The 18161-nt window shown below is 67.8% G+C and carries 15 protein-coding genes and 5 pseudogenes; 8 read left to right on the top strand and 12 right to left on the bottom strand.

Going from position 1 to position 18161, the window contains the following annotated elements; translation table 11 throughout:
- The first annotated feature begins 23 nt into the window (after positions 1-23).
- Entirely contained in the window at positions 24-992 is a 969-nt protein-coding gene (locus AB0412_RS33160) for a helix-turn-helix domain-containing protein (RefSeq protein WP_366406313.1), read from the top strand.
- A 2251-nt stretch (positions 993-3243) separates the two neighbouring features.
- Here AB0412_RS33160 and AB0412_RS33155 read toward each other — a convergent pair.
- A pseudogene (locus AB0412_RS33155) lies at positions 3244-3753 on the bottom strand (hypothetical protein); the annotation flags it as partial.
- 269 nt (positions 3754-4022) lie between these two features.
- Positions 4023-5057, bottom strand: a complete 1035-nt coding sequence (locus AB0412_RS33150) for an amidohydrolase family protein (protein ID WP_366406312.1) — start codon at positions 5055-5057, stop codon at positions 4023-4025.
- A 91-nt stretch (positions 5058-5148) separates the two neighbouring features.
- On the opposite strand from AB0412_RS33150, the gene AB0412_RS33145 reads away from it, so the two are divergent.
- The 3 genes from AB0412_RS33145 (at position 5149) to AB0412_RS33135 (ending at position 6904) form a co-directional block, all read left to right on the top strand.
- A complete protein-coding gene (locus AB0412_RS33145; RefSeq protein ID WP_366406311.1) occupies positions 5149-5880 on the top strand; it encodes a TetR/AcrR family transcriptional regulator in 732 nt (243 codons plus the stop codon).
- Positions 5881-5920: 40 nt separating this feature from the next.
- A complete protein-coding gene (locus AB0412_RS33140; RefSeq protein WP_366406310.1) occupies positions 5921-6430 on the top strand; it encodes a hypothetical protein in 510 nt (169 codons plus the stop codon).
- 201 nt (positions 6431-6631) lie between these two features.
- The gene (locus tag AB0412_RS33135; RefSeq protein WP_366406309.1) at positions 6632-6904 is read left to right on the top strand and encodes an NUDIX domain-containing protein; all 273 of its coding nucleotides are present in this window, start codon (positions 6632-6634) and stop codon (positions 6902-6904) included.
- 76 nt (positions 6905-6980) lie between these two features.
- Here AB0412_RS33135 and AB0412_RS33130 read toward each other — a convergent pair whose 3' ends face one another.
- From AB0412_RS33130 to AB0412_RS33115, 4 genes and pseudogenes are all read right to left on the bottom strand, one after another.
- Positions 6981-7487 (bottom strand): DUF6624 domain-containing protein, encoded by a 507-nt coding sequence (locus tag AB0412_RS33130; RefSeq protein WP_366406365.1) that lies wholly within the window; start codon positions 7485-7487, stop codon positions 6981-6983.
- A gap of 120 nt (positions 7488-7607) precedes the next feature.
- Positions 7608-8060, bottom strand: a pseudogene (locus AB0412_RS33125) (IS5 family transposase); the annotation flags it as partial.
- Positions 8061-8090: 30 nt separating this feature from the next.
- Positions 8091-8174, bottom strand: a pseudogene (locus AB0412_RS33120) (IS5/IS1182 family transposase); the annotation flags it as partial.
- 100 nt (positions 8175-8274) lie between these two features.
- Positions 8275-8688 (bottom strand): hypothetical protein, encoded by a 414-nt coding sequence (locus AB0412_RS33115; RefSeq protein ID WP_366406308.1) that lies wholly within the window; start codon positions 8686-8688, stop codon positions 8275-8277.
- 779 nt (positions 8689-9467) lie between these two features.
- Here AB0412_RS33115 and AB0412_RS33110 point away from each other — a divergent pair.
- The 3 genes and pseudogenes from AB0412_RS33110 to AB0412_RS33100 all read left to right on the top strand — a co-directional run.
- Positions 9468-10072 (top strand): annotated as a pseudogene (locus AB0412_RS33110) (IS5 family transposase); the annotation flags it as partial.
- Positions 10073-10280: 208 nt separating this feature from the next.
- Positions 10281-11255 (top strand): zinc-binding dehydrogenase, encoded by a 975-nt coding sequence (locus AB0412_RS33105; protein WP_366406307.1) that lies wholly within the window; start codon positions 10281-10283, stop codon positions 11253-11255.
- Positions 11256-11306: 51 nt separating this feature from the next.
- Positions 11307-11537: pseudogene (locus tag AB0412_RS33100) on the top strand (SDR family oxidoreductase); the annotation flags it as partial.
- Between the two features lie 442 nt (positions 11538-11979).
- Here AB0412_RS33100 and AB0412_RS33095 read toward each other — a convergent pair.
- The 4 genes from AB0412_RS33095 to AB0412_RS33080 form a co-directional block, all read right to left on the bottom strand.
- Positions 11980-12846, bottom strand: a complete 867-nt coding sequence (locus AB0412_RS33095; RefSeq protein WP_366406306.1) for an SMI1/KNR4 family protein — start codon at positions 12844-12846, stop codon at positions 11980-11982.
- A 100-nt stretch (positions 12847-12946) separates the two neighbouring features.
- The gene (locus AB0412_RS33090; RefSeq protein WP_366406305.1) at positions 12947-13894 is read right to left on the bottom strand and encodes an IS5 family transposase; all 948 of its coding nucleotides are present in this window, start codon (positions 13892-13894) and stop codon (positions 12947-12949) included.
- Between the two features lie 435 nt (positions 13895-14329).
- A complete protein-coding gene (locus AB0412_RS33085; RefSeq protein WP_366406304.1) occupies positions 14330-14968 on the bottom strand; it encodes a DUF4253 domain-containing protein in 639 nt (212 codons plus the stop codon).
- Between the two features lie 836 nt (positions 14969-15804).
- Complete coding sequence (locus AB0412_RS33080; RefSeq protein WP_366406364.1) at positions 15805-16068, bottom strand: hypothetical protein; 264 nt, start codon at positions 16066-16068, stop codon at positions 15805-15807.
- A gap of 345 nt (positions 16069-16413) precedes the next feature.
- Here AB0412_RS33080 and AB0412_RS33075 point away from each other — a divergent pair, with 345 nt between their 5' ends.
- The gene (locus AB0412_RS33075; RefSeq protein WP_366406303.1) at positions 16414-16605 is read left to right on the top strand and encodes a hypothetical protein; all 192 of its coding nucleotides are present in this window, start codon (positions 16414-16416) and stop codon (positions 16603-16605) included.
- A 357-nt stretch (positions 16606-16962) separates the two neighbouring features.
- Here the strand turns inward: AB0412_RS33075 and AB0412_RS33070 are convergent, their stop codons facing one another.
- Together AB0412_RS33070 and AB0412_RS33065 are read right to left on the bottom strand one after the other, a co-directional pair.
- Positions 16963-17619, bottom strand: a complete 657-nt coding sequence (locus AB0412_RS33070) for a DUF1326 domain-containing protein (protein WP_366406302.1) — start codon at positions 17617-17619, stop codon at positions 16963-16965.
- A gap of 138 nt (positions 17620-17757) precedes the next feature.
- Positions 17758-18161 (bottom strand): DUF2182 domain-containing protein (locus AB0412_RS33065; protein ID WP_366406301.1); only part of this gene is annotated, 404 nt, incomplete at its 5' end.

The raw sequence follows: 18161 nt of genomic DNA, 5'->3' as shown, positions 1-18161 counted from the left end.
ACACAGGTCGAAAGAATGTGGTCATGCATCGTGTGGTCGTACTCGCCCTCGAGGGCGTCTATCCGTTCGAAATGACCATCCCCGTCCGGATCTTCGGCACCGCGGCCGGCCAGCAGGGCGAGCCGCTGTACGAGGTCCTCACCTGCAGCCTCGACGGACGCCCTGTGATCACGAGCGCCGACTTCGCCATCACGGTCCAGTACGACAGCGAGGCCCTTCACAGCGCGGACACCGTGGTGATTCCTCCGTTCACCTGCGGCCCCGACGAGGAGCGGGAGTGGCTGCCCGACCCTCTCGCCGAGGCGTTGGGCCGAATCCGGCCCGACGCCCGCATCATGTCCATCTGCACCGCCTCGTACGTGCTGGCCGCGGCCGGCCTGCTGGACGGCCGCCCGGCCACCACGCACTGGAATGAGGCACCACGCTTCAAGCGTGCCTTTCCCAAGGTGAAGGTCGACGCTGACGTGCTCTTCGTCGACGACGGCCGGGTGCTCACCGCTGCCGGGGTCGCCGCCGGGGTGGACCTGTGCCTCCACCTGGTCCGCCGTGACCACGGCAGCGAGATCGCCAATCGGGTGGCGCGGATGTGTGTCGTACCACCGTGGCGCGAAGGAGGGCAGGCGCAGTACATCGAACGCCCGATGCCCGAACCGTCACAGAGCCCCACCTCACGAACCCGCATTTGGGCGCTGGAGCGGCTGCACGAGCCCCTTTCACTGTCCGACATGGCCGCGCACGCGGGCATGAGCGTGCGCACGCTCACCCGGCACTTCCACAACGAAGTAGCCATGACACCGGGACAGTGGCTCGCCCAGCAGCGCCTCGACCACGCCCGCCGGCTCCTGGAGACCACCGACCTGACCGTGGACGCCATCGCCGCCCGAGCTGGACTCGGCACCGGGGCATCACTGCGCCAGCACCTGGCCGCCGCCATCGGAGTGTCACCCACGGCCTACCGGCACACCTTCCGCGCCAGGCAGACATCGCCCTGACAGCAGCCAACGAGACAGCAACCTGACGGCCACGGCACCGCCAGTCACCGAAAGCCGCCCCACGGTGCGGCAACACGAGCCCGCGCCTCCCCGCCCCGACGGCAGGCAGCCTGACCTCAACGACACCTGAATCACGCACAGGCGCACGGCAACGGCGGCGAACACCGACCGTGTTCGCCGCCGGCGCCATCAACTACTGCCGTCACCCCTCTGAAGCTCCACGAGAGCACACCTGATGGGGGTTCACATTCCCCCTCCCCCGCGCCTGCGTCCCCGCCCCCAACCCAAACGGCCCAGCCCACCACGCGAGGTACCCAAGCCGCAGCCGCCGCGCAGGCCGCAGTCCCCGAAGGAGACACTGGAACACCACTCACCGGCGCACGCCAGGAGCGTCGCCAACGCCGAGCGGCGCTACGGGAAGTCCGCAGCATCCTCGTCTACCTCAACAGCGCATCCGACCTATCCGCCGCCGACGAATGCCGACTGATCACACAGCTGACTGCAGCTGCCAGCGCAGCCGGCAGCTCCCTATCGGGCAGCGAGCGGCGCAAGACCAATGCCTGGATCGAAAGCAGCCGACCCCGGCGCGCAAGGACTCCCCTCGCGCGCAGGGGAAGCCCCCCCCCCGCACGACCGCCCCGCCGCAAGGAGCTTGAGCCTGAGGCGCTGGAGTCAGCGGCCTCGGCGGTACGCGGCGCCCTCAAAAAGGGCCGCCCGCTGGCGGCAGCGCTAGTACGCACGGGCCCGCTACTGCCAGGCCTGCGGGCCCGCACCGAGGAGGGCTCCAAGACCTGGGACCACTTCCTGCCTCCGCTGTACGACCGGCTGCGGGCTGACGGCGCACCTAGTCTGGAGGTGTTCGCCGACCGGCGAAGTTCGAGACGCTCGTCCACACCAAGGCGACGCGCAGCGTGGTACGGACAATGCTGGTCTGGCTGACCCGACTGGGGGCAACCCCGGAGTCGGAACGCCGAAGGGACGTCTGGGACGTGCATGTCTTCACCGGGCACGGCGGCACCCTGGATTTCACCGGCATCGCGTGGTCGCTCTGCCGTAGTGGCGGGTGTCGGTGACGGTCACGGCCTGCTCTGTGTCTTGTCGCCGGCCACCCTGGGGTGCCATGGCCCTGGTCGCTGGCCTTGCCCTTGCTGCGGCTGCGGTGGGCGTGTCTGAACCGGTCGCGTTCCGGTCCTTGTGCCGCGGGCTTCGGCAAGTCTGTCCCCTGGCGAGCGTGTGCGCCCGCTAGGCTTCCTGCTGTGAGGCGCTGACCAGGTCAGATCCCGATGTCCGAGAGTGGCGTCCTTGTCGTGCGGAGCATTGTCAATGCCCGACACGCGCGCAGAAGTGTGACGGGGTGTCAGTGGTGTCCCCCTTATGGCCCAGCCTTGTAGCCAAGTCGCTTTCTCTCTCGCTTTTGTGACGATCCGTCACATGCCCCGTTTCCGGACTCTTGAACGCCCGATCGGCCCCTCTCTTGTGCCCCTCATGGATTTCTGAAGTGGCGACAGAATTCGGCGTGAGTAGGTTCATTCGTAGGCGGCCGGATCGGCTGGCATCCCTGAGAGATGGAGAAGCGAAATGCCTGCGAGAGGGAGAAGCGGAATGCGAACGCGCACCGTGGTCGGGATCGCATTGTCGGTGGGCGTCACCGTCGTGGCTGTAACCACCGTGGACTATGCGGCGGCTTCAAATTCCGCGTCCGCCCCGTCGGTGCAAGAGGCTGCTGCCTCCGCGCCTCAAGGAGGAGACGTGGGAGGATTCGGCCAGACGGGCGGCGACGGCCAGGCGGGAGGGAACGGGCAGACGGGAGGGAACGGGCAGAGGAGGTACGGCGACCGTTCGGACGATCGCGGACGGGTCTATGTCAACGAGCGAACGTATTCGGTCGAGGGGGGTGAGTGCATCGCTGTAATCAGTAGTCCGGCGACCAGTTTCAACGTCCGGAACGAAACTGACCGTAGGGTAGAATTCTTCAGCGGGATTACGTGCGACAACGGTGCTGCAATTGCGACTATCGGGCGCGGAGACTCCAGCAACGCAATCCCCGGAACAGTCGTTTTCGATGGAGCCGTGGTGCCGTTCGCGCTTGTCGGCAGCTTCCGGGCAGTCGACAGGCATCACCACTGACCCCGGCTCAGGGGCAGCGGTGTCCCTGCCCCTCACCCCGGCCGTCTGCTCACGGATGGAGAAGGGGATGTCGGCCGCCTCTCCCGGCGCGATACGTTCCGCACCGGTGACCGCGGCGGAAGCATCAGGAACCAGTCCTAGACCAGGGACGGATGGGACACCCGCGGCGGCGACTGCCCAGCCGCAGGCGCGCGCAGGGCATCACCCAAGCCAGGGGTGCATGCGATGTGCTGATCCGTTCCCCGGGATACGGGGAGCTCAATCCAGAACTGTAGTAGTCGCCCACGATGGGGCCTGGACTGAACGAGATCCTTTCCACAGGCGGCGATGCCGTCCGGCTGCTGGAGCACGTCGGGGAGCATGCGGCGGATCGCCTGTCCGGTAGGCCACTTCCTCCCCGGGCTGAAGCCCGGGGATCCCCCTGTGACGGGGTTCGGCCGGTCGCCCGGCTTACGGGTTCCTGCTTCACGGACCGGCTGGTACCGAGGTCTCCACAGGCTGAGACCGCATGTCCTGCGGCCTTGATGTTCTTCGCGGCGTTCACGTCGGCATGGTCGCGGTGTCCGCAGCCTGGGGCTTTGCACCGGAAGACCGCTTGGCTCTCGCGGTTTCCGTCGGTGACAAAGCCCCAGGCGGAGCACCGCTGCTACGTTAACGCGCAGTTGACCTTCACCACGCGCGTGCTCGTGTAACGGGCGGGCGGCTTTAGTGAGCGCCCCTTTCTGCGTTCTGGCCTTCCACTCGGCCTTCGCTGCCTTCACCCACGCGACATCGCTGGGCACGGATCTGCAGAACAGCGTTGATCATGTGCCGTTGACAGCCCGCTACCGCGTCGGCCGCCGCTGCTCCGGCAAGGGCAACCGCCACACCTTCCCCGGGAGTCGGAGCCGGCTTGCTTTCAGGTCACCGGCAGTGGTGCACGGCGCGGGACGTGAGGCGTTCCCAGTTGCGGTGTGCGATGTCGGCCTTCTGCTCATCGGTGAAGAGGGAGTCTTCCAGGAATGACCGGGCGACGCCGGCGCTGGTGTCCACGAAGGGGAAGCCGGCGGGGCGGAACCCGTAGGTGAAGGGGTAGTCCGTGGAGTACAGCATCCGTTCGGTGCCCACGACTTCGGCTGTCCAGCGGAAGTAGCGGGGGCTTACCGTGCCGCTGCCGGCGATCCAGAAGTTCTGCTTGAAGTAGTCGGCGAGCGGGCGAGCCAGGCCGCCGGCGTCGGCGAGGCACCCGACGTGGTCCAGGTAGAAGAGCACGACCTCTCCCCAGTGGCCGGCGATCACCTGGAGGTCCGGGTACCGGTCGAAGACGCCGGAGAAGATCATCCGGAGGTACTGGATGCCCAGGTCGTAGTACCAGCCGATCCCGGGCCCTGCCAGCGCGGTCCCGATGGGGCCGATGTTCGAGTAATAGGCGTCGATGACCGCCTGCACGGGCATCTGCGGGTGGAAGTGGAGCGGGACGCGCAACCGCTCCGCGGCGGCGTACAGCTCGTCGTATCCCGGGTCGTCGGCGAGCTTGGATCCGGTGCGCCCGTAGATCATGGCGCCCGGGAAGCCCAGCTCGGTGACCGCCCGCTCCAGCTCCGCAGCCGCGGCCGATGGTGACTGAGTGGGGATCGCCGCGAACGCCTGGAACCGATCGGGCCTGTCGGCCACGATCTGAGCGAGCTCGTCGTTGGTATCGCGGGCCACGGCGACGGCATCCGAGGCGGGCAGGTTCTGCACACCCGGCGTCGAGATCGACAACACCGCCACGTCGACTCCCTGGTCGTCCATGTGCGCAAGCCTTGCCTCCGAGGTGTCTCGCAGCCGTCGGGCGACGGGACTGGCGCCGAATCCCAGGTTCGGCAGCTCCGGCACACCGGACCGCGACCACGCCTCCATGATCGTGGGCAGGACAACGTGCTCTTCCAATGCGGTGATCCGCAGTCGGTCGGACATGCCAGACTCCTCTACGTGTGATTCCATCGGAAACAGCAAGAGCGTAACACTGATACTAACGATGGAACCGGCAGTTCGCTATCATTGATTCATGTCACCTGCACTGAGCGGCGGCGCAGCCGTCCCCGTGGCCACCGGGCGCGAACAGACCCGGCAGCGAGTAATCGAGGCCGCCATAGGCCTGCTGACGCGCGGGGGCCGCGACGCCGTCACCACCCGCGCGGTCGCCGATGCCGCGGGCCTGCAACCCCCGGCCATCTACCGGCTGTTCGGCGACAAGGACGGGCTGCTCGACGCGGTGGCCGAGCACGGCTTCGCCGCGTTCCTCGCCACCAAGCACGTCGACCCCGACCCGCAGGACCCCATCGAGGACCTGAGAGCCGGCTGGGACGTCGCGGTCGAGTTCGGTCTGGCCAATCCCGCGTTGTACACACTGATGTACGCCGAACCCACGAAGACCACCTCGGCCGCCTTCAAGGCAGGCATGGAGATCCTGATGCGCCGTATCCGCCGCCTCGCCGCCCGCGGCTGGCTCCGCGTCGACGAGGAACTCGCCGCCCAGCTGATCCATGCCACAGCGCGCGGCGCGGTGCTCACCTGGCTGTCCCTGCCCGAGGAACGGCGTGACCCGGCCCTGCTGGCCACGCTGCGGGAGACCATGATCGCCGCCGTCACCAATGAGCAGCCGGCCGTGCAGGACGCGGGCCCGGCAGGCGCCGCCCGCGCGCTGCGTGCCGCACTGCCCGACCAGACAACCCTCAGCGGCGCGGAGCAGCGGCTGCTGAGGGAGTGGCTGGACCGCCTGGCAGCCGCCGACGGGTGACGCGGCGACGGCTCGTGCGTTCCCGCCGGCGATGAGACGCATGCTCTGGCAGGAGCCTTGGATCGTGACGCGGTACGCGGATGTGGAGCGGATCCTGCGCGACCCATCGTTCTCGTCGGTGATCACCCTGGACGCCCCCGGGCGGAACCGGCCACCCGCCTTCGAGGAGGTTCCGCCTGAGACGTTCGTCTTCGACGCCCCGAACCTCCTCGACGGGCTCGCGATGCACGGCTACCGCACCGTCTGCATGGGCGGTGTCACCTGTTTCTCCGAGGAGACGTCTCGGGTCGGTACTGCCCGCCATGTTCCACGAAGCGCACCGGCGACCCGAGTTCTGCTCCCCGGAGGTCGACTCCACTCGCCACCAGGTGGACCAGACTCTCGACATCGCTGGCCGCTACACCGGCCGCGGCCCCTCTTCCTGTTCGTCAATGTCTCCGCCACCCACGTGCCGCACGGCCACTACCTCGACAGCAGCCAGGACACGACCGCCTCACAGGCCGCAGCGCTCTCCTACGCAGATGGGCATGCGGGCCGACTGCTCGACTGACTGGCCAGCCGGGAGCGCTGGCTCGTCATCATGTGCGCCGACCACGGCGACGCCTACGACGACGACGGCTGCCACGGCCGTGGCATCGCCCACCCGTGGGATGGAACGTGCCGTTCGCCTCGTGGGTGCATACCTGAGCGCCGCGCTCGCTCGTCATGAGCGACGGGCCCATGCGTGACGCCTCCGTGGTCGTGGCGCGCGATGCAGACGGCTTGGTCCCAGCTGAGCGCGGACTTCCCCGCCCACGGGGGCGCATACCTGTTCCTTCCCGACGGCCGCCGGGAAGCGGGCGAAACCCCGCTGGAATGCGCCAGCCGTGAACCGGGCGAGGAAGCCGGCGTGACCGCCCAGCTGGCGCCCGCTCGGCTCCCACGCGATCACGCTGGTCTCGGGCGCGGGTGCACCTCTTGGAGGCCCGCGATCCAACACTCGGCCCGCAGGAACTCACCGAGGCGGACCAGGATTTCAAGGTAGGGCCTGTCCGGTGGATCATTGCCCGCGGCAGGTGAGCCCGGGCAGTGATCCACTGGACGCGACTGGGAAGGGGACGTCAGGCCATGGAGAACTTGGCGACGTACTCGTCGAAGGGCTCGATGCCGACTTCCGCACGGAGTTCGTCCATGCGGTCGGGCTCTTCACAGGGCCAAGGAACCGGCGCCCCGTCCTTCACACCAGCGATCTGCGTTCCGTAGACCTGCTTGCGGCCCTCATTGACCAGCGTGCGGTCGCGCAGGAAGGCCAGTTCGCGCGGGCTGGCCGAGCCTGCCGACACCGCCTGCTGCATCAGCTGGAGCGCGCGACGCTGAACGTCGAGCTGCCGGTCGGCGTGCTGAGCGATGAGCCATGCCGCGCGTGCGGCCTCCTCGCCGACCAGTTCCGCCGTCGGCCAGCCGTACTCCTCCATGATCTCGTTAAGCCGGTCGCCGTGCCGAGCGGTCAGTCGCCGCCACGCCAGCTGCTCGGCGGGGTCATCGCTGTTCGCGCGGACTGCGGACTCGTGATCGGCCGCAGCCATATCCGTGAGTTCCACGGCCAGCGCGGCAACGTCGTGCGCCACTCTCAACTCCCAGGTCAGGTCCATGCATTGCGTCCGCCCGCAAGCCTAGAGGCGCAAATCGGATGTAAAGATCATTCCGGAGAACGGTGACAGACATATCCCCGCCCCGAGATAATGGATCTACCCCCGAAGCCAGAGCCGGATCGCTGCGACGGTCACGGTGCCCTGGAAGACATAGACACGCTTGTCGAATCTCGTCGCCACGGCCCGGAAGTCCTTGAGGGCGTTGATCGTGCGCTCCACCTCGTCTCTGCGTTTGTAGATCGTTTTGTCGAAGCCGGTTGGCCGTCCGCCCTTGTTGCCGCGGCGTTGGCGGTTGGCCCGCTGGTTCTTCGGCTCGGGGATGGTGTGCTTGATCTGCCGTTTGCGCAGGTAGCGGCGGTTACGCCGGGAGGTATAGGCCTTGTCGCCGCCGAGGTGGTCCGGACGGGTGCGCGGGCGTCCGCCGCCGAGCCGGCCGACGCGGATGCGTTCCATGACGGGGATGAGCTGCGGGGCGTCGCCCCACTGGCCCGGAGTGATCAGCAAGGCCAGGGGGCGGCGCCCGCCTTCTCCAGCAAGGTGAATCTAGGCCCCCTGGTGGCCGCTGACCGAGCGGTGCCGGTCCTTCCAGGCGGTGATCACCGGCTCGATCAACGACCACTGCTCGTCCGATAAGTCGCTCGGGTACGGCTTGCGTTCACTCACCCGGTCACAGCACCAGATCAACAAGCGCGGACCGGCAGATCCGCCCCCGCAGCCACACCCTCAGGCGCCAGCAGATCCACTCAAAGAGTCATGAATCATGCTAAGAGTGTGATTCATCCAAGCCGGGCGTCCCAAGACGGTTGAAGCCGGCGAGGCGCGGCGAGACGACGAAGGGGAAGGATCCGCCATCGGGGGTCTTGAGAGCCGCCACGATGTCATGGTCCGGTGCACCGAATATCTCGAAGTGCTGCACGGTGCAGTGCTCCATTACCTCGCGGATGTACGGATCCGAGAGACGCCAGTGGGCGCGGACGGCATCGGAGTCGCGGTAGAGCTGGAAGCTGTGCGCCAGCATCCGCTCCTCGTCGATGAAGACCTCGACCATGAGCTGAGGGCCGTGCTCTTGAGCGAATGTCACCGCCTGCGCGATGGCACGCCGGAAACCGTCGAGGTGACCGTCTGTGATGCGCATGGTGTTGCGGAAGAGAATGGTGTTGCTCTTTGTGGTCTCCATGCGCCGAGTGTTGCGCCTCAACCAAGGTTGAGGTCAAGGGTGCAGCCCAGCCGGGGAACCGGCGAAGACACTGAGGCTGCTGATGAAGCCCTGGCGGGCCGCCTCGCAGCCAGGAGGGTCCATGCGGTCCTGGTAGTGCTGCAGATCCTAAGTCCAGGCGCGGCGGCCCCGGCCGACGCGCAACCGGCTCAGACGCCCCATTCCCTGGCCGCGCCGCCCAACTTTCCTCCCGACCGCTGCTCCTCCAGGCCCCAGCCTCCGGCCTACGGGGTGACGAAGCCGTGCCCGAGGAGGACGAGACGCAAGCACATGAGAGCGGCCGCTGTCACGCCGCCATGTCGAACGCAGTTCGCCGGCGACCGGCCGGTGGCAGGCCGTACCGCCGCCGAGTTCGAGCACCACCCTCACCTAGGCACTTTCTTACGGATCACAGCACTGTTCCGAGCTGTGCTGTGATGGCTTCATGCGACCTGAGCATTGTCTGACCAGGAACCACATAGAGGTGTGGCATGGGCGTGCCCTGCCGTCGGGGCCAGAACGGGTCAGGTTCTGGTCGGTGCTGCGCGGTTCGATCCTGCCGATCCTCGTCTGGACTGGCGTCTCGTGCTTCGCGTACTTCGTCTACGACCCGCTGGTAGCCATGGTCCTCGGTGGGGTCTTCGCGTTGTCGTTCATCGTTGGGTTCGGGCTCCGCCGCAGGGGAAGGCACTCGGTTCGCTGCAGTGCCTACGGTGCGTTGGGCGGAGTGCTCGACAAATCCATGGCCGGGTTCTGAGGCGTTGCGGCGGGAAGGGCCCGTCGTTGTGTTGAGCCTGCTGACCGATGCCCAGTGGGCCAGGATCGAGCCCCTGTTGCCTGACCGGACTCCTCGCAGAGGAGGAAGGCGGCGTGACCACCGGCAGGTGATCGATGTAATCGCCTGGAAGTACCGGACCGGATCTCCGTGGATGGATCTGCCTGCAGAGTTCGGTTCATGGAAGGGCGCCTACAGCCGCCTGAGGAGCCGGGCGATCGACGGGCCCTGGGAGCGAGTGTTCACCGCTCTTCTGGCACAGGCAGACGCCGATGAGGGCTGGGCTGGGTGGTGTCCGTCGACTCCACTGTCGTTCGGGCACATCAGCACGCAGCCGGAGCCCGCAAAAAAGGGGGTCCGGCCAACGAGCCCGCGGACCACGCCATCGGCCGGTCCCGCGGCGGCCTGACAACGAGGATCCATCTCGCCGCCGACGGCAACTGCCGACCGCTGGCCTTTGTACTCAGGGCAGGACAGGCCGGCGACGCGCCCACCTTCACTGACGTGATGGCACGACCGCGCATCCCCCACCGCGTCGGACGTCCCCCAACCCGGCCAGCTGTAGTACTGGCCGACATCTGGTCAGCACGGTGATCCAAGAGAAACGGCCTAGCCCTGCTCAGCACGGAGGGCGATTCGTCCGCAGGACTGACTGCTGCGCCGGCCAGGCGATGGAACGCGTCCTGCTGCTGGCCACCGCTGGACCTCCGCTGGGCGCAACCTCGGCGACCCGGCGGCGGAATGCGCGCAGCACCGCCCTGGTTGATGGGGCTGTCGGAGTGGCCGACGCGGAAGGAGCATGATGCGCGCTGTGGTCGTCAAGACCCCTGGACCGGTGGATGCCCTTCAACTCGCACAGGTGCCGGAGCCCTCACCTGGACCGGGTGAGCTGGCGATCGACGTCGCGTACGCAGGCGTCGGCTTCGTGGACACCCTGTTCCGCTCGGGTGCGTTTGAGGTGCCGACGCCGTTCACGCCGGGGATCGAGGTCACCGGCCACGTGCGCGAGGTCGGACCCGGTGTGGTCGGTTTCCGACCCGGGCAGCTGGTGGCCGCGTTGCTCAACGACTTCGGCCGGGGCATGCGGGCCGGTGGCTACGCCGAGGTCGCCGTGGCCCACACCACGATGGTGACCCGCCTGCCCGACGACGCCGACCTGGCGCGCATCGCCGCCGTCCTGGTCAACGGCGTCACCGCGTGGCTCGCCCTGCACGACCTGGCCCGGCTCGGCGTCCACGACAACGTCCTCGTGCTAGGCGCCAGCGGCGGTCTGGGCAGCATCGCCGGCCGTATCGCCGCCGGCCACCCGGCACGATCCGTGACCGGCGTCTTCGGCCGCACCCCGAGCGGGGCGTCCGCCACCGGCCCGTGGACGCACACCGTCGGCAGCGACGACCTCGGCAGCATCGCGAGTGGCGAGGTGGACGTTGTCATCGACCCCGTGGGTGGTGAGCTGAGCAGGCGCGCCTACGAACTGCTCGCGCCGTTCGGCAGGTTGGTCGTGCTCGGCAACGCCAGCGGCCACGAGCATCCGGTGTCGACCGACTCGGCGTGGCTGGGCACCAGGCAAGTGCTCGGCCTCAGCCTGGGCGCAGTGGCGCACCTCGTGCCCGACCGGGTCGCCGCGGCGCTGTCGGCGGTGGTCGGTCTGACGCACCGTGACATCCTGCGCGAGCCCGCCCCGGCCGTGCTGCCGCTGGACCAGGCCGCCGACGTCCACCGTGCTCTGGAACAGCGACAGGCACCCGCCAAGACCGTGCTCGCCGTGCGCTGAACGGGGCTCTGCCGGTGGGAGCCTGGCGCCCGGCCCCCACCGGCAGGCCAGGCCGCCGCCCGCGAACTCGCCCACCTCGGCGTGACCGCCAACGTGATCAACCCCGGACCGATCGACACCGGCTGAATGTCCGAGGAGATCCGCGAGCACTGCATCCGCCACACCCCGCTCGGCCGTCTCGGCACCCCGCAGGACACCGCCCACCTCGTGGACTTCCTGTGCTGCAGACAAGGCGAGTGGGTCAACGGCCAGTTGCTGATGAACAACGGCGGCATCGCCTAGTCCCGCCCACGAATTTCACCGTCAGCCTCAGGGCACGGGCGGCCAGGCCGCGGTGGCGCAGCAGGCGTCCCGAGGGTGACGACCAGGTCCAGCAGTGCAGCCGGGTTCCGGCGCCGTCCAGGGTGTGCCGGTCGAAGGTGCGGCGGACTGCGGCGGAGGCAGGAAGGGCCCAGCCTACGGAGACCACCGGCACCCCGCACGCGCGCCCTCGGCGTACACCACACCCTGGTGCAATGGCCCGCGCGCAGCCCGTGTGATCTACCCGCCAGCCGAGGACGGCGGCCGACGGGCCCGTGCCAACGACCCATGCTCTGAACCGCCCGGGGCGGCCAGTGCAGGAGACCGCGGCGGCCGCCCCGCCGGGTGGTCGAAAACCTCTGAGCTGCGGCGCCCCGGCGCTCCAAGCGTGACGACGACGCCCTTGTCTCCCTCAGCTGTGTGCTCATCTGTCGGCGGCGGCATACGAACGTTCGCCGCTGCCGTCGTAGCTCAGAAACCAATGAGCGTGGAAGTCGGCAGGGATGGAGAAGGGATGTCGCCGGTCGGTGAGCTGACGGAACAAGAACTCCGTGGCGCTGCAGTCGAAACGATGTCCCTCCTCGGAGCCGACGCCGGTGGCGTAGATGGGCCATTGGTCGGGGTCAGGACTCTCGGTGATCCAGTAGAACGCCTGCTCGTGCTCGTTGCCTGCCCAGGGCAGCAATCCGTCAGGAGCCGGGAAGGGCGGATGAGGCTCCCACGGTTGCTGCCCCAGTGCCGCTTCGCATGCGGCGAACTGCCTCATCGTCTCGGGAAGGTAGACGTCAAGGAAGCCGTCGAATTGGCCCTCGCCGAACGTCTCGACGAGACGCTTGTAGTCGGTTGGCAGGCGCGTTCCCAGCCGGGACTCGACCGCTGCCCAGTCGACTTCATGCGCCTGTCCCGGCGCCCACCCCGTGATCGCGACGAGCCGATCCAGCCACGACGCCTCCGCCGGCAGCTGGTCCGGGCTCGGCGTGCTCCGCTCGGTGACGGTCACCACCGGCCGGACGTCCACGCCGCTTCGGTAATGACCGAACGCGATCCACCGCCCGCCGAACGCCCAGGCGCATAGCCAGTCAATCTCTTCATCGCAGGGCAGTGACGGCAGGTGGCTGTGAGGAGACCCGTACCGGTCGTCGATTGTCTCCACGAGGTAGTTCACGGGCGTGCTGGCGGATACCGGCAGGCAGACATGTCCCGCCGGATGCCCAGGCTCGTCGCACGTCAGCTCACCGAAGTCAGGCCACACGAGTCCCGCCACGGTCGCCAGTAGTTGATCTGCATCCATGGCGGCAGTCAAACACGCGTCACTGACAGCAGGGAGCCGGCCAAGCGCCTGCCGAGCAGTGAAGATCCACTGAGTCCCGCCGTGATCGTGTTAGGAGCTCTCAGAAGCCATCCCCTTTCCGAAGTGATCCTTTGATGCTGGCTGGTGGTGCGTGAACTCCCTTGTGTAGCGGATTGGTTCGAGTGGTTCGTCTGCTCGTGTCGTTCGCGGAGGTGGTCATGCCGTCGGTGCTCGGATTGCTGGAGGCCCGGGAGATGAACGTTCGGGAGGAGGTGGCCCGGCTGCAGGAGGAGGCCGAGCGGGTGCAGGCCGCGCTCGGGTCGGCCCAGGCGGAGCTGTCGCGGCTGGCCTCGTAGTCGCGCACCAGTCGGCGTGAGTGAAACAGCCAGCTCAGCGTGGGCTCGACTACCCACCTTCTCGGCAGCACTTCGAACCCCGGGCGGTGGTCGGTACGTTTGACGATGTCCACGGTGAGCTGCAGTTTCTGCCTTGCCCAGGCGACCAGGGTTCCGGTGTAGGCGCCGTCCGCCCAGACGAGACGGATCGAGAAGTACAGCTGCCGCAGCCGCTCAAGCAGCGGGACCGCGGCGTCGCGGTCCTGCACGCTCGCCGCGGTCACCGCCACGGCCAGAACCAGACCGAGGCAGTCCACCAGCAGGTGGCGCTTCCTGCCGCCTACCTTCTTCCCGACGTCCCATCCGGACGTTGACCTGGGAATATTCGCTGCCGCCCGAACCGACTGCGAGTCCACGATGGCGGCCGTCGGATCCGGCGTGCGGCCTTCCTTGGCGCGGACCGTGTCGCGCAGCCGGCCGTGCAGCTCGGCGAGCAGGCCGGTGATCTGCCAGCGGCGGGCGAAGGCATGCACGCGCCGGTACGGCGGAAAGTCACGCGGCAGGTTCGCCCACCTCACGCCGTTGTCCACGACGTAGCGGACCGCGTCCAGCATGACGCGGTGGCAATAGCCCTCGGGCCGGCCGCCCCGCCCCTCAAGCCATGCCGGAACCGGCAGTGCCGCCCGTATGACCTGCCATTCCGCGTCCGTCATGTCCGAGCCGTAACACGCAGTGCGCTCCGGGTGATCGGCGCGTTCCCGAACCGGTGCGCGAGGCAATCGCACACCGACACGCGGGAGTCGGACGCCGCGGGCATGGTCGCGCAAGACTGCGACAAGAGGGCCTCCTCGGTCTTTTGAGCTTCGCAACTCCGAGCTACCGAGGGATCCTCGCCTAATACACCGACACCGCAACGATCACCCGATCCAGAACCCCGTTCGACTGATCACGTCCATCGGCCGGCATACGGATGACGTCTCACTCCTGTCGGACTCCCGCTGTTCGTGCACCGGAGTAGCTGGGCTGGACATAAATCCTTCACGGTCAGCCAGCAGCCACGCCTTGCCCGGTCTGCCCGCCATAGATCCGAAGTGCGTCGACGGGCACGGACAACAGGTGCTCAAGCAGCCCCGCACGCGGGCCGCTTATCAATCCCACCAGAAGAACCAGGTCCGTGTCGGGACCTGCAAGGCGACCTCGGGCAGTCCGCCGATGACCTGGTCGAGGTCGGGGCAGTAGGCGTAGTGCTCGATCGCGACCCGTGCTGTCTCGGACGGGGCCGCCGGGGGGTGCTCGACCGACAGCAGCACCTCGTGGGTGTCGAGGTAGCAGATCTCCGCGCCGTACCGGTTGTGCCACTCCCGCAGGACGTTCGCGTGGTCCCGGTAGGACAGGGCTTCTCCGCCGGGGAACGGCGTGTGGTTCGGCGTGTCCGGTGCGTCCAGGAGTTCCGGGAGGCTGGGCGGGTCCTCGGTGGGAACGAGGCAGATCCACTCGGGAGGCTCTGCGAAGAAGGCGCCAAGCAGTGATTCCGCAGACCTCGGTGCCCGCGTCTCGGCCACCGGAGTGGCATCTGTGAGTAGCCGGGCCAGGTCTTCGAGGTCGCGGGCAGGGCTCGGGTGTCCTTGGGACGGCTTGAACCACTCCGCCTCTGTGAGGAGTTCGTTCGCTTGCAGCTCCATCAGCCTGTCGATGATCGACTGGCCGTGCTTCTCGTCGTGGCTTTCGCCGGGTGCGTCCGCCCATTCCCATTCGGTCGGCGAGGTGTGGGTGATGAAGGGCCACAATCCTGTGGTTCCGTATCGCTCACGAGCGCGCCTCCACACGTCGAGACACGCCCCGGGCGCGCACCGGAAACCGACGAGTACACCCCCTCTCGGGGTTCGAGCCCTCCGTATCTGTTCCGCACGCACGCCCAGCTCGGCCGCGAGCGTGTCCATGGAGTCGCCCCGCATCGTTCTTCCGTATCCCTCCCGTTCCTGGCGCTCACGCGCAGTGGAGGGTCGGCGGTCACCGGCCCACCGGCACCTGAACTTCGCGCGGCACGACGCATTCCATCGGCCACGGCACGGATTCGGCCTGATGCGAACCTCCTACACGTCGCACCACCAGGCCAGCTCCCCAAAGACCCCGCTCCGCCAGCACGGACTCGGCGCAGGGCATTCCCAGCGCCTGGATGTTTCTCACCTGGACAGGAGCCCTGTTCGACTGATCAAGCCTGTTGAGCGGTATGCGGATGGCGTCTAAGAAAATGCCCCGCGAGCTGACCGGAGAATCCACACCAACCTGGCGAACCGAAACAGACATCCCACTCACATCGGCGTGCACATTGATCAGATGCTCTCTTGCTGCCCGGACTCCTCACCTGCCGCGGGCATGGTCCGCCGGACAGGCCCTAGCAGGCGCTTGTAACCAGTCGCATCATCCGTGATGTGCTGTTTGGCCAACATCCGGCCTGTGTCGTCGATCGAGGCAACGTCGTGTTCGTCTCCGCCCAGGCGATACCGCAGTAGATCAACTTGTCCCCTCCTCCCGACACTGAAAGTGATCCAGAACCACTTTTCAGCCATCGCCGACAGGAAAGGCTGCCTTGCCGGACGTTGAACAGGAAATCAACAGGAATTCACCTCGGGCGCTTCGAGTGCCGGTTCGACCTCCGGCGCGCCGTGAAGAAGCAGGCGAGGATGCCGAGCGCCCAGGCGATCAGGAGAGCACCCCACAGGGGCATGGTCACCATCGGAATGAGGAGGCGGATCTCGACACTGGTCCGGTTCTCGAAGATGAAGACCAGAGCGATCGCAGTGATCAGGACGAACGGCATGAGACGGCGTACGCCGGGGCGAGACAGGAACGGCGTGTGCGCTTTGTCTGTGCTGGTTTGAGTCATGAGACGTCTTTCCATCGCATCGACCCCCTCACCAGCGTCCTCTTCCACCATGCGGCACGCCACTGAGGGACGGCTTCGGCCGGCTTCTCTAGGCGCCGGCGGGCTGTGCTGAGGGAGTCATTCACAGGCGGACGATGGCTTTGTAGGTGAATTTCAAGAACGTCTGTCGCTCAGCTGTGAGACGCCCGGTTCCACGAGAGAGTGATGTCGCTGAGTTTCGAGAACGCCTCGGTGCTTGCTTCGGGACCATGGTTGTGCTCCTCGTGGCGAAGGGGCACGGGTGCTGCCAAAGTCCAAGATCGAGGCGTCGGCTACGAGACCGTGCACAGGGCCTTGATCTCGGCCATGCCGGAGCCGCGGAAGAAGATGCGGCCGCGCGCCACTCGCCTGGACCCCTACAAGCCGGTGATCGACGCCATCTTGAAGTCGGATCTGACCGCTCCGCGGAAGCAGCGACACACGGTCAAGCGGATCTACGACCGGCTGCTCGACGAGCACGACGCCGTCGACGTCTCTTACCAGATGGTCCGCACCTAGCATTTGTTCCGCAGACTCACAGGCCCGGCGCCGAGGCCGGCCCGCCGAGGTGGCGGGGCCGGCGCCGTGGCCCTGTGCGGGCTGCTGCCGGCGGGCGCGGCACTGGTCGCGTCGCTCGCGCCGAAGGCCGAGTCCCCGTACCGGGACTGGAAATCCGCCGTCCCGTGCACCGCCGAGACGCACCTGGCACGTGGCCGAACGCGACGACACCGGCACCCTGGTCCGCCTGGCGGCGTCCCCGGCGGACCTGACCCGCATCCTGCGGGAGATCACGACGCCGCGAGGTCCTGAGCTACGGCCGGGGTCGCCGTAGCCAGAGATCGAGGTGCAGGCGCAGGACGAAATCAGCCCTTCCTCTCACTCAGGCCCGCTCCACTCGAAGGGGAAGTACTTGCTCGACTTGCCGGAGCGTTCCCAGGAGAAGCCGAACGCGTCGGCATGGTCGACGGTGGCCCGACCCCATGTGGCGATCTGGCCCGGCCCGACCTCGGCACCCGGCGCATTGTGGACCTGGACGCGAGCGCCGTCCGGGGTGGTCGGGCCGGTGAGAGCCTCGGCGGTCGCTGTGACCCGGCCTGGGATCTCGGCACGCCAGGTGGCCAGGTCCTCGTCGACCTCCACGCGGATGGGTGCGACGTCCATGCCGCGCATCTCGGGATGGAACATCTCCCCGAACTGCGCCGGCCAGCCGCCCGCCTCACCGCCGAAGACGGCCTCGAGCGCGGCTCGCTGCTGGTCGTCGGCGCGTTCGTCGAGGAAGACCGCGGCGTAGGGGTGGGTGTGCGTGCCGGCCCACGGGTTGCCCTCGAAGGAGCCGAGCATCAGGACGTTGAGATCGTCGAGCCGTATGTCGCCGAAGTTGCCTTCCCGTATGTGCCAGACCAGCACGCCCTCGCAGTCGCCGTAGGTCGGGGGCTGTGCGAACGTGCACGGGCAGGGTATGGCGCACTTGCACGCATCGAACCAGTCGCCGGACAGGTGCCAGCGCGTACCGGTGGTGGCCTGGTGTGTCATCTCGCTTTCCTCCTGCCGAGCCCGAAGGGGCTCACTCGGAGTGGCGAGACCGTGTGCATCGAGCCCGTTCCCGGGTTCGGGACGCGGCCTCCCTTCCAGCTTGCACCTCACGCCCCGGCCGGGAAACCGGCCGGGGGGTCACATGCCGTCCATCGACGGCATCGAGCCCTGCAGCCCCGGCAGCAGCCAGTCCTGGAACGGTGCGAGCAGGGCCAGGACCAGGAAGGCGATGCCCACGACGCCGGCGAGCGCCGGCCCGCGGGACCACAGCTTCTCCGCGAAGATCACCAGGGCCAGACCGGCCATCGCCGCGATGTTCATGACCCCGAGCGGAACGAGGACGACCATCAGCCCGGCGCAGCAGCCGACGCAGTAGGCCCCGTGATGGATGCCCACCCGCAGGTCGCGGGCGGGTCGCCGGAAACCGGCGTAGCGCACCAGATGGCCCAGCGGGTCGCGGCAGTGCCGCAGGCAGACGTGTTTGAGGGGACCGAGTTGGTACAGGCCCGCGAGCAGGAAGGCGATCGAGCCGATCCAGCGCC

The sequence above is a fragment of the Streptomyces sp. NPDC052012 genome (assembly GCF_040689265.1).
GTDB lineage: Bacteria > Actinomycetota > Actinomycetes > Streptomycetales > Streptomycetaceae > Streptomyces.
Note: the sequence above shows the minus strand (reverse complement) of the source record. Positions and strands in the feature narration are given on the sequence as shown.

Bases quoted from the DNA above. Each gene is read 5' to 3' on its own strand.
- AB0412_RS33135 (WP_366406309.1), top strand. From the start codon at position 6,632: ATGCAGACGGCTTGGTCCCAGCTGAGCGCGGACTTCCCCGCCCACGGG.
- AB0412_RS33075 (WP_366406303.1), top strand. From the start codon at position 16,414: ATGCCGGAGCCGCGGAAGAAGATGCGGCCGCGCGCCACTCGCCTGGAC.
- AB0412_RS33090 (WP_366406305.1), bottom strand. From the start codon at position 13,894: ATGACGGACGCGGAATGGCAGGTCATACGGGCGGCACTGCCGGTTCCG.
- AB0412_RS33070 (WP_366406302.1), bottom strand. From the start codon at position 17,619: ATGACACACCAGGCCACCACCGGTACGCGCTGGCACCTGTCCGGCGAC.
- AB0412_RS33105 (WP_366406307.1), top strand. From the start codon at position 10,281: ATGATGCGCGCTGTGGTCGTCAAGACCCCTGGACCGGTGGATGCCCTT.
- AB0412_RS33150 (WP_366406312.1), bottom strand. From the start codon at position 5,057: ATGTCCGACCGACTGCGGATCACCGCATTGGAAGAGCACGTTGTCCTG.
- AB0412_RS33115 (WP_366406308.1), bottom strand. From the start codon at position 8,688: ATGGAGACCACAAAGAGCAACACCATTCTCTTCCGCAACACCATGCGC.
- AB0412_RS33160 (WP_366406313.1), top strand. From the start codon at position 24: ATGCATCGTGTGGTCGTACTCGCCCTCGAGGGCGTCTATCCGTTCGAA.
- AB0412_RS33095 (WP_366406306.1), bottom strand. From the start codon at position 12,846: ATGGATGCAGATCAACTACTGGCGACCGTGGCGGGACTCGTGTGGCCT.
- AB0412_RS33080 (WP_366406364.1), bottom strand. From the start codon at position 16,068: ATGACTCAAACCAGCACAGACAAAGCGCACACGCCGTTCCTGTCTCGC.
- AB0412_RS33140 (WP_366406310.1), top strand. From the start codon at position 5,921: ATGCTCTGGCAGGAGCCTTGGATCGTGACGCGGTACGCGGATGTGGAG.
- AB0412_RS33145 (WP_366406311.1), top strand. From the start codon at position 5,149: ATGTCACCTGCACTGAGCGGCGGCGCAGCCGTCCCCGTGGCCACCGGG.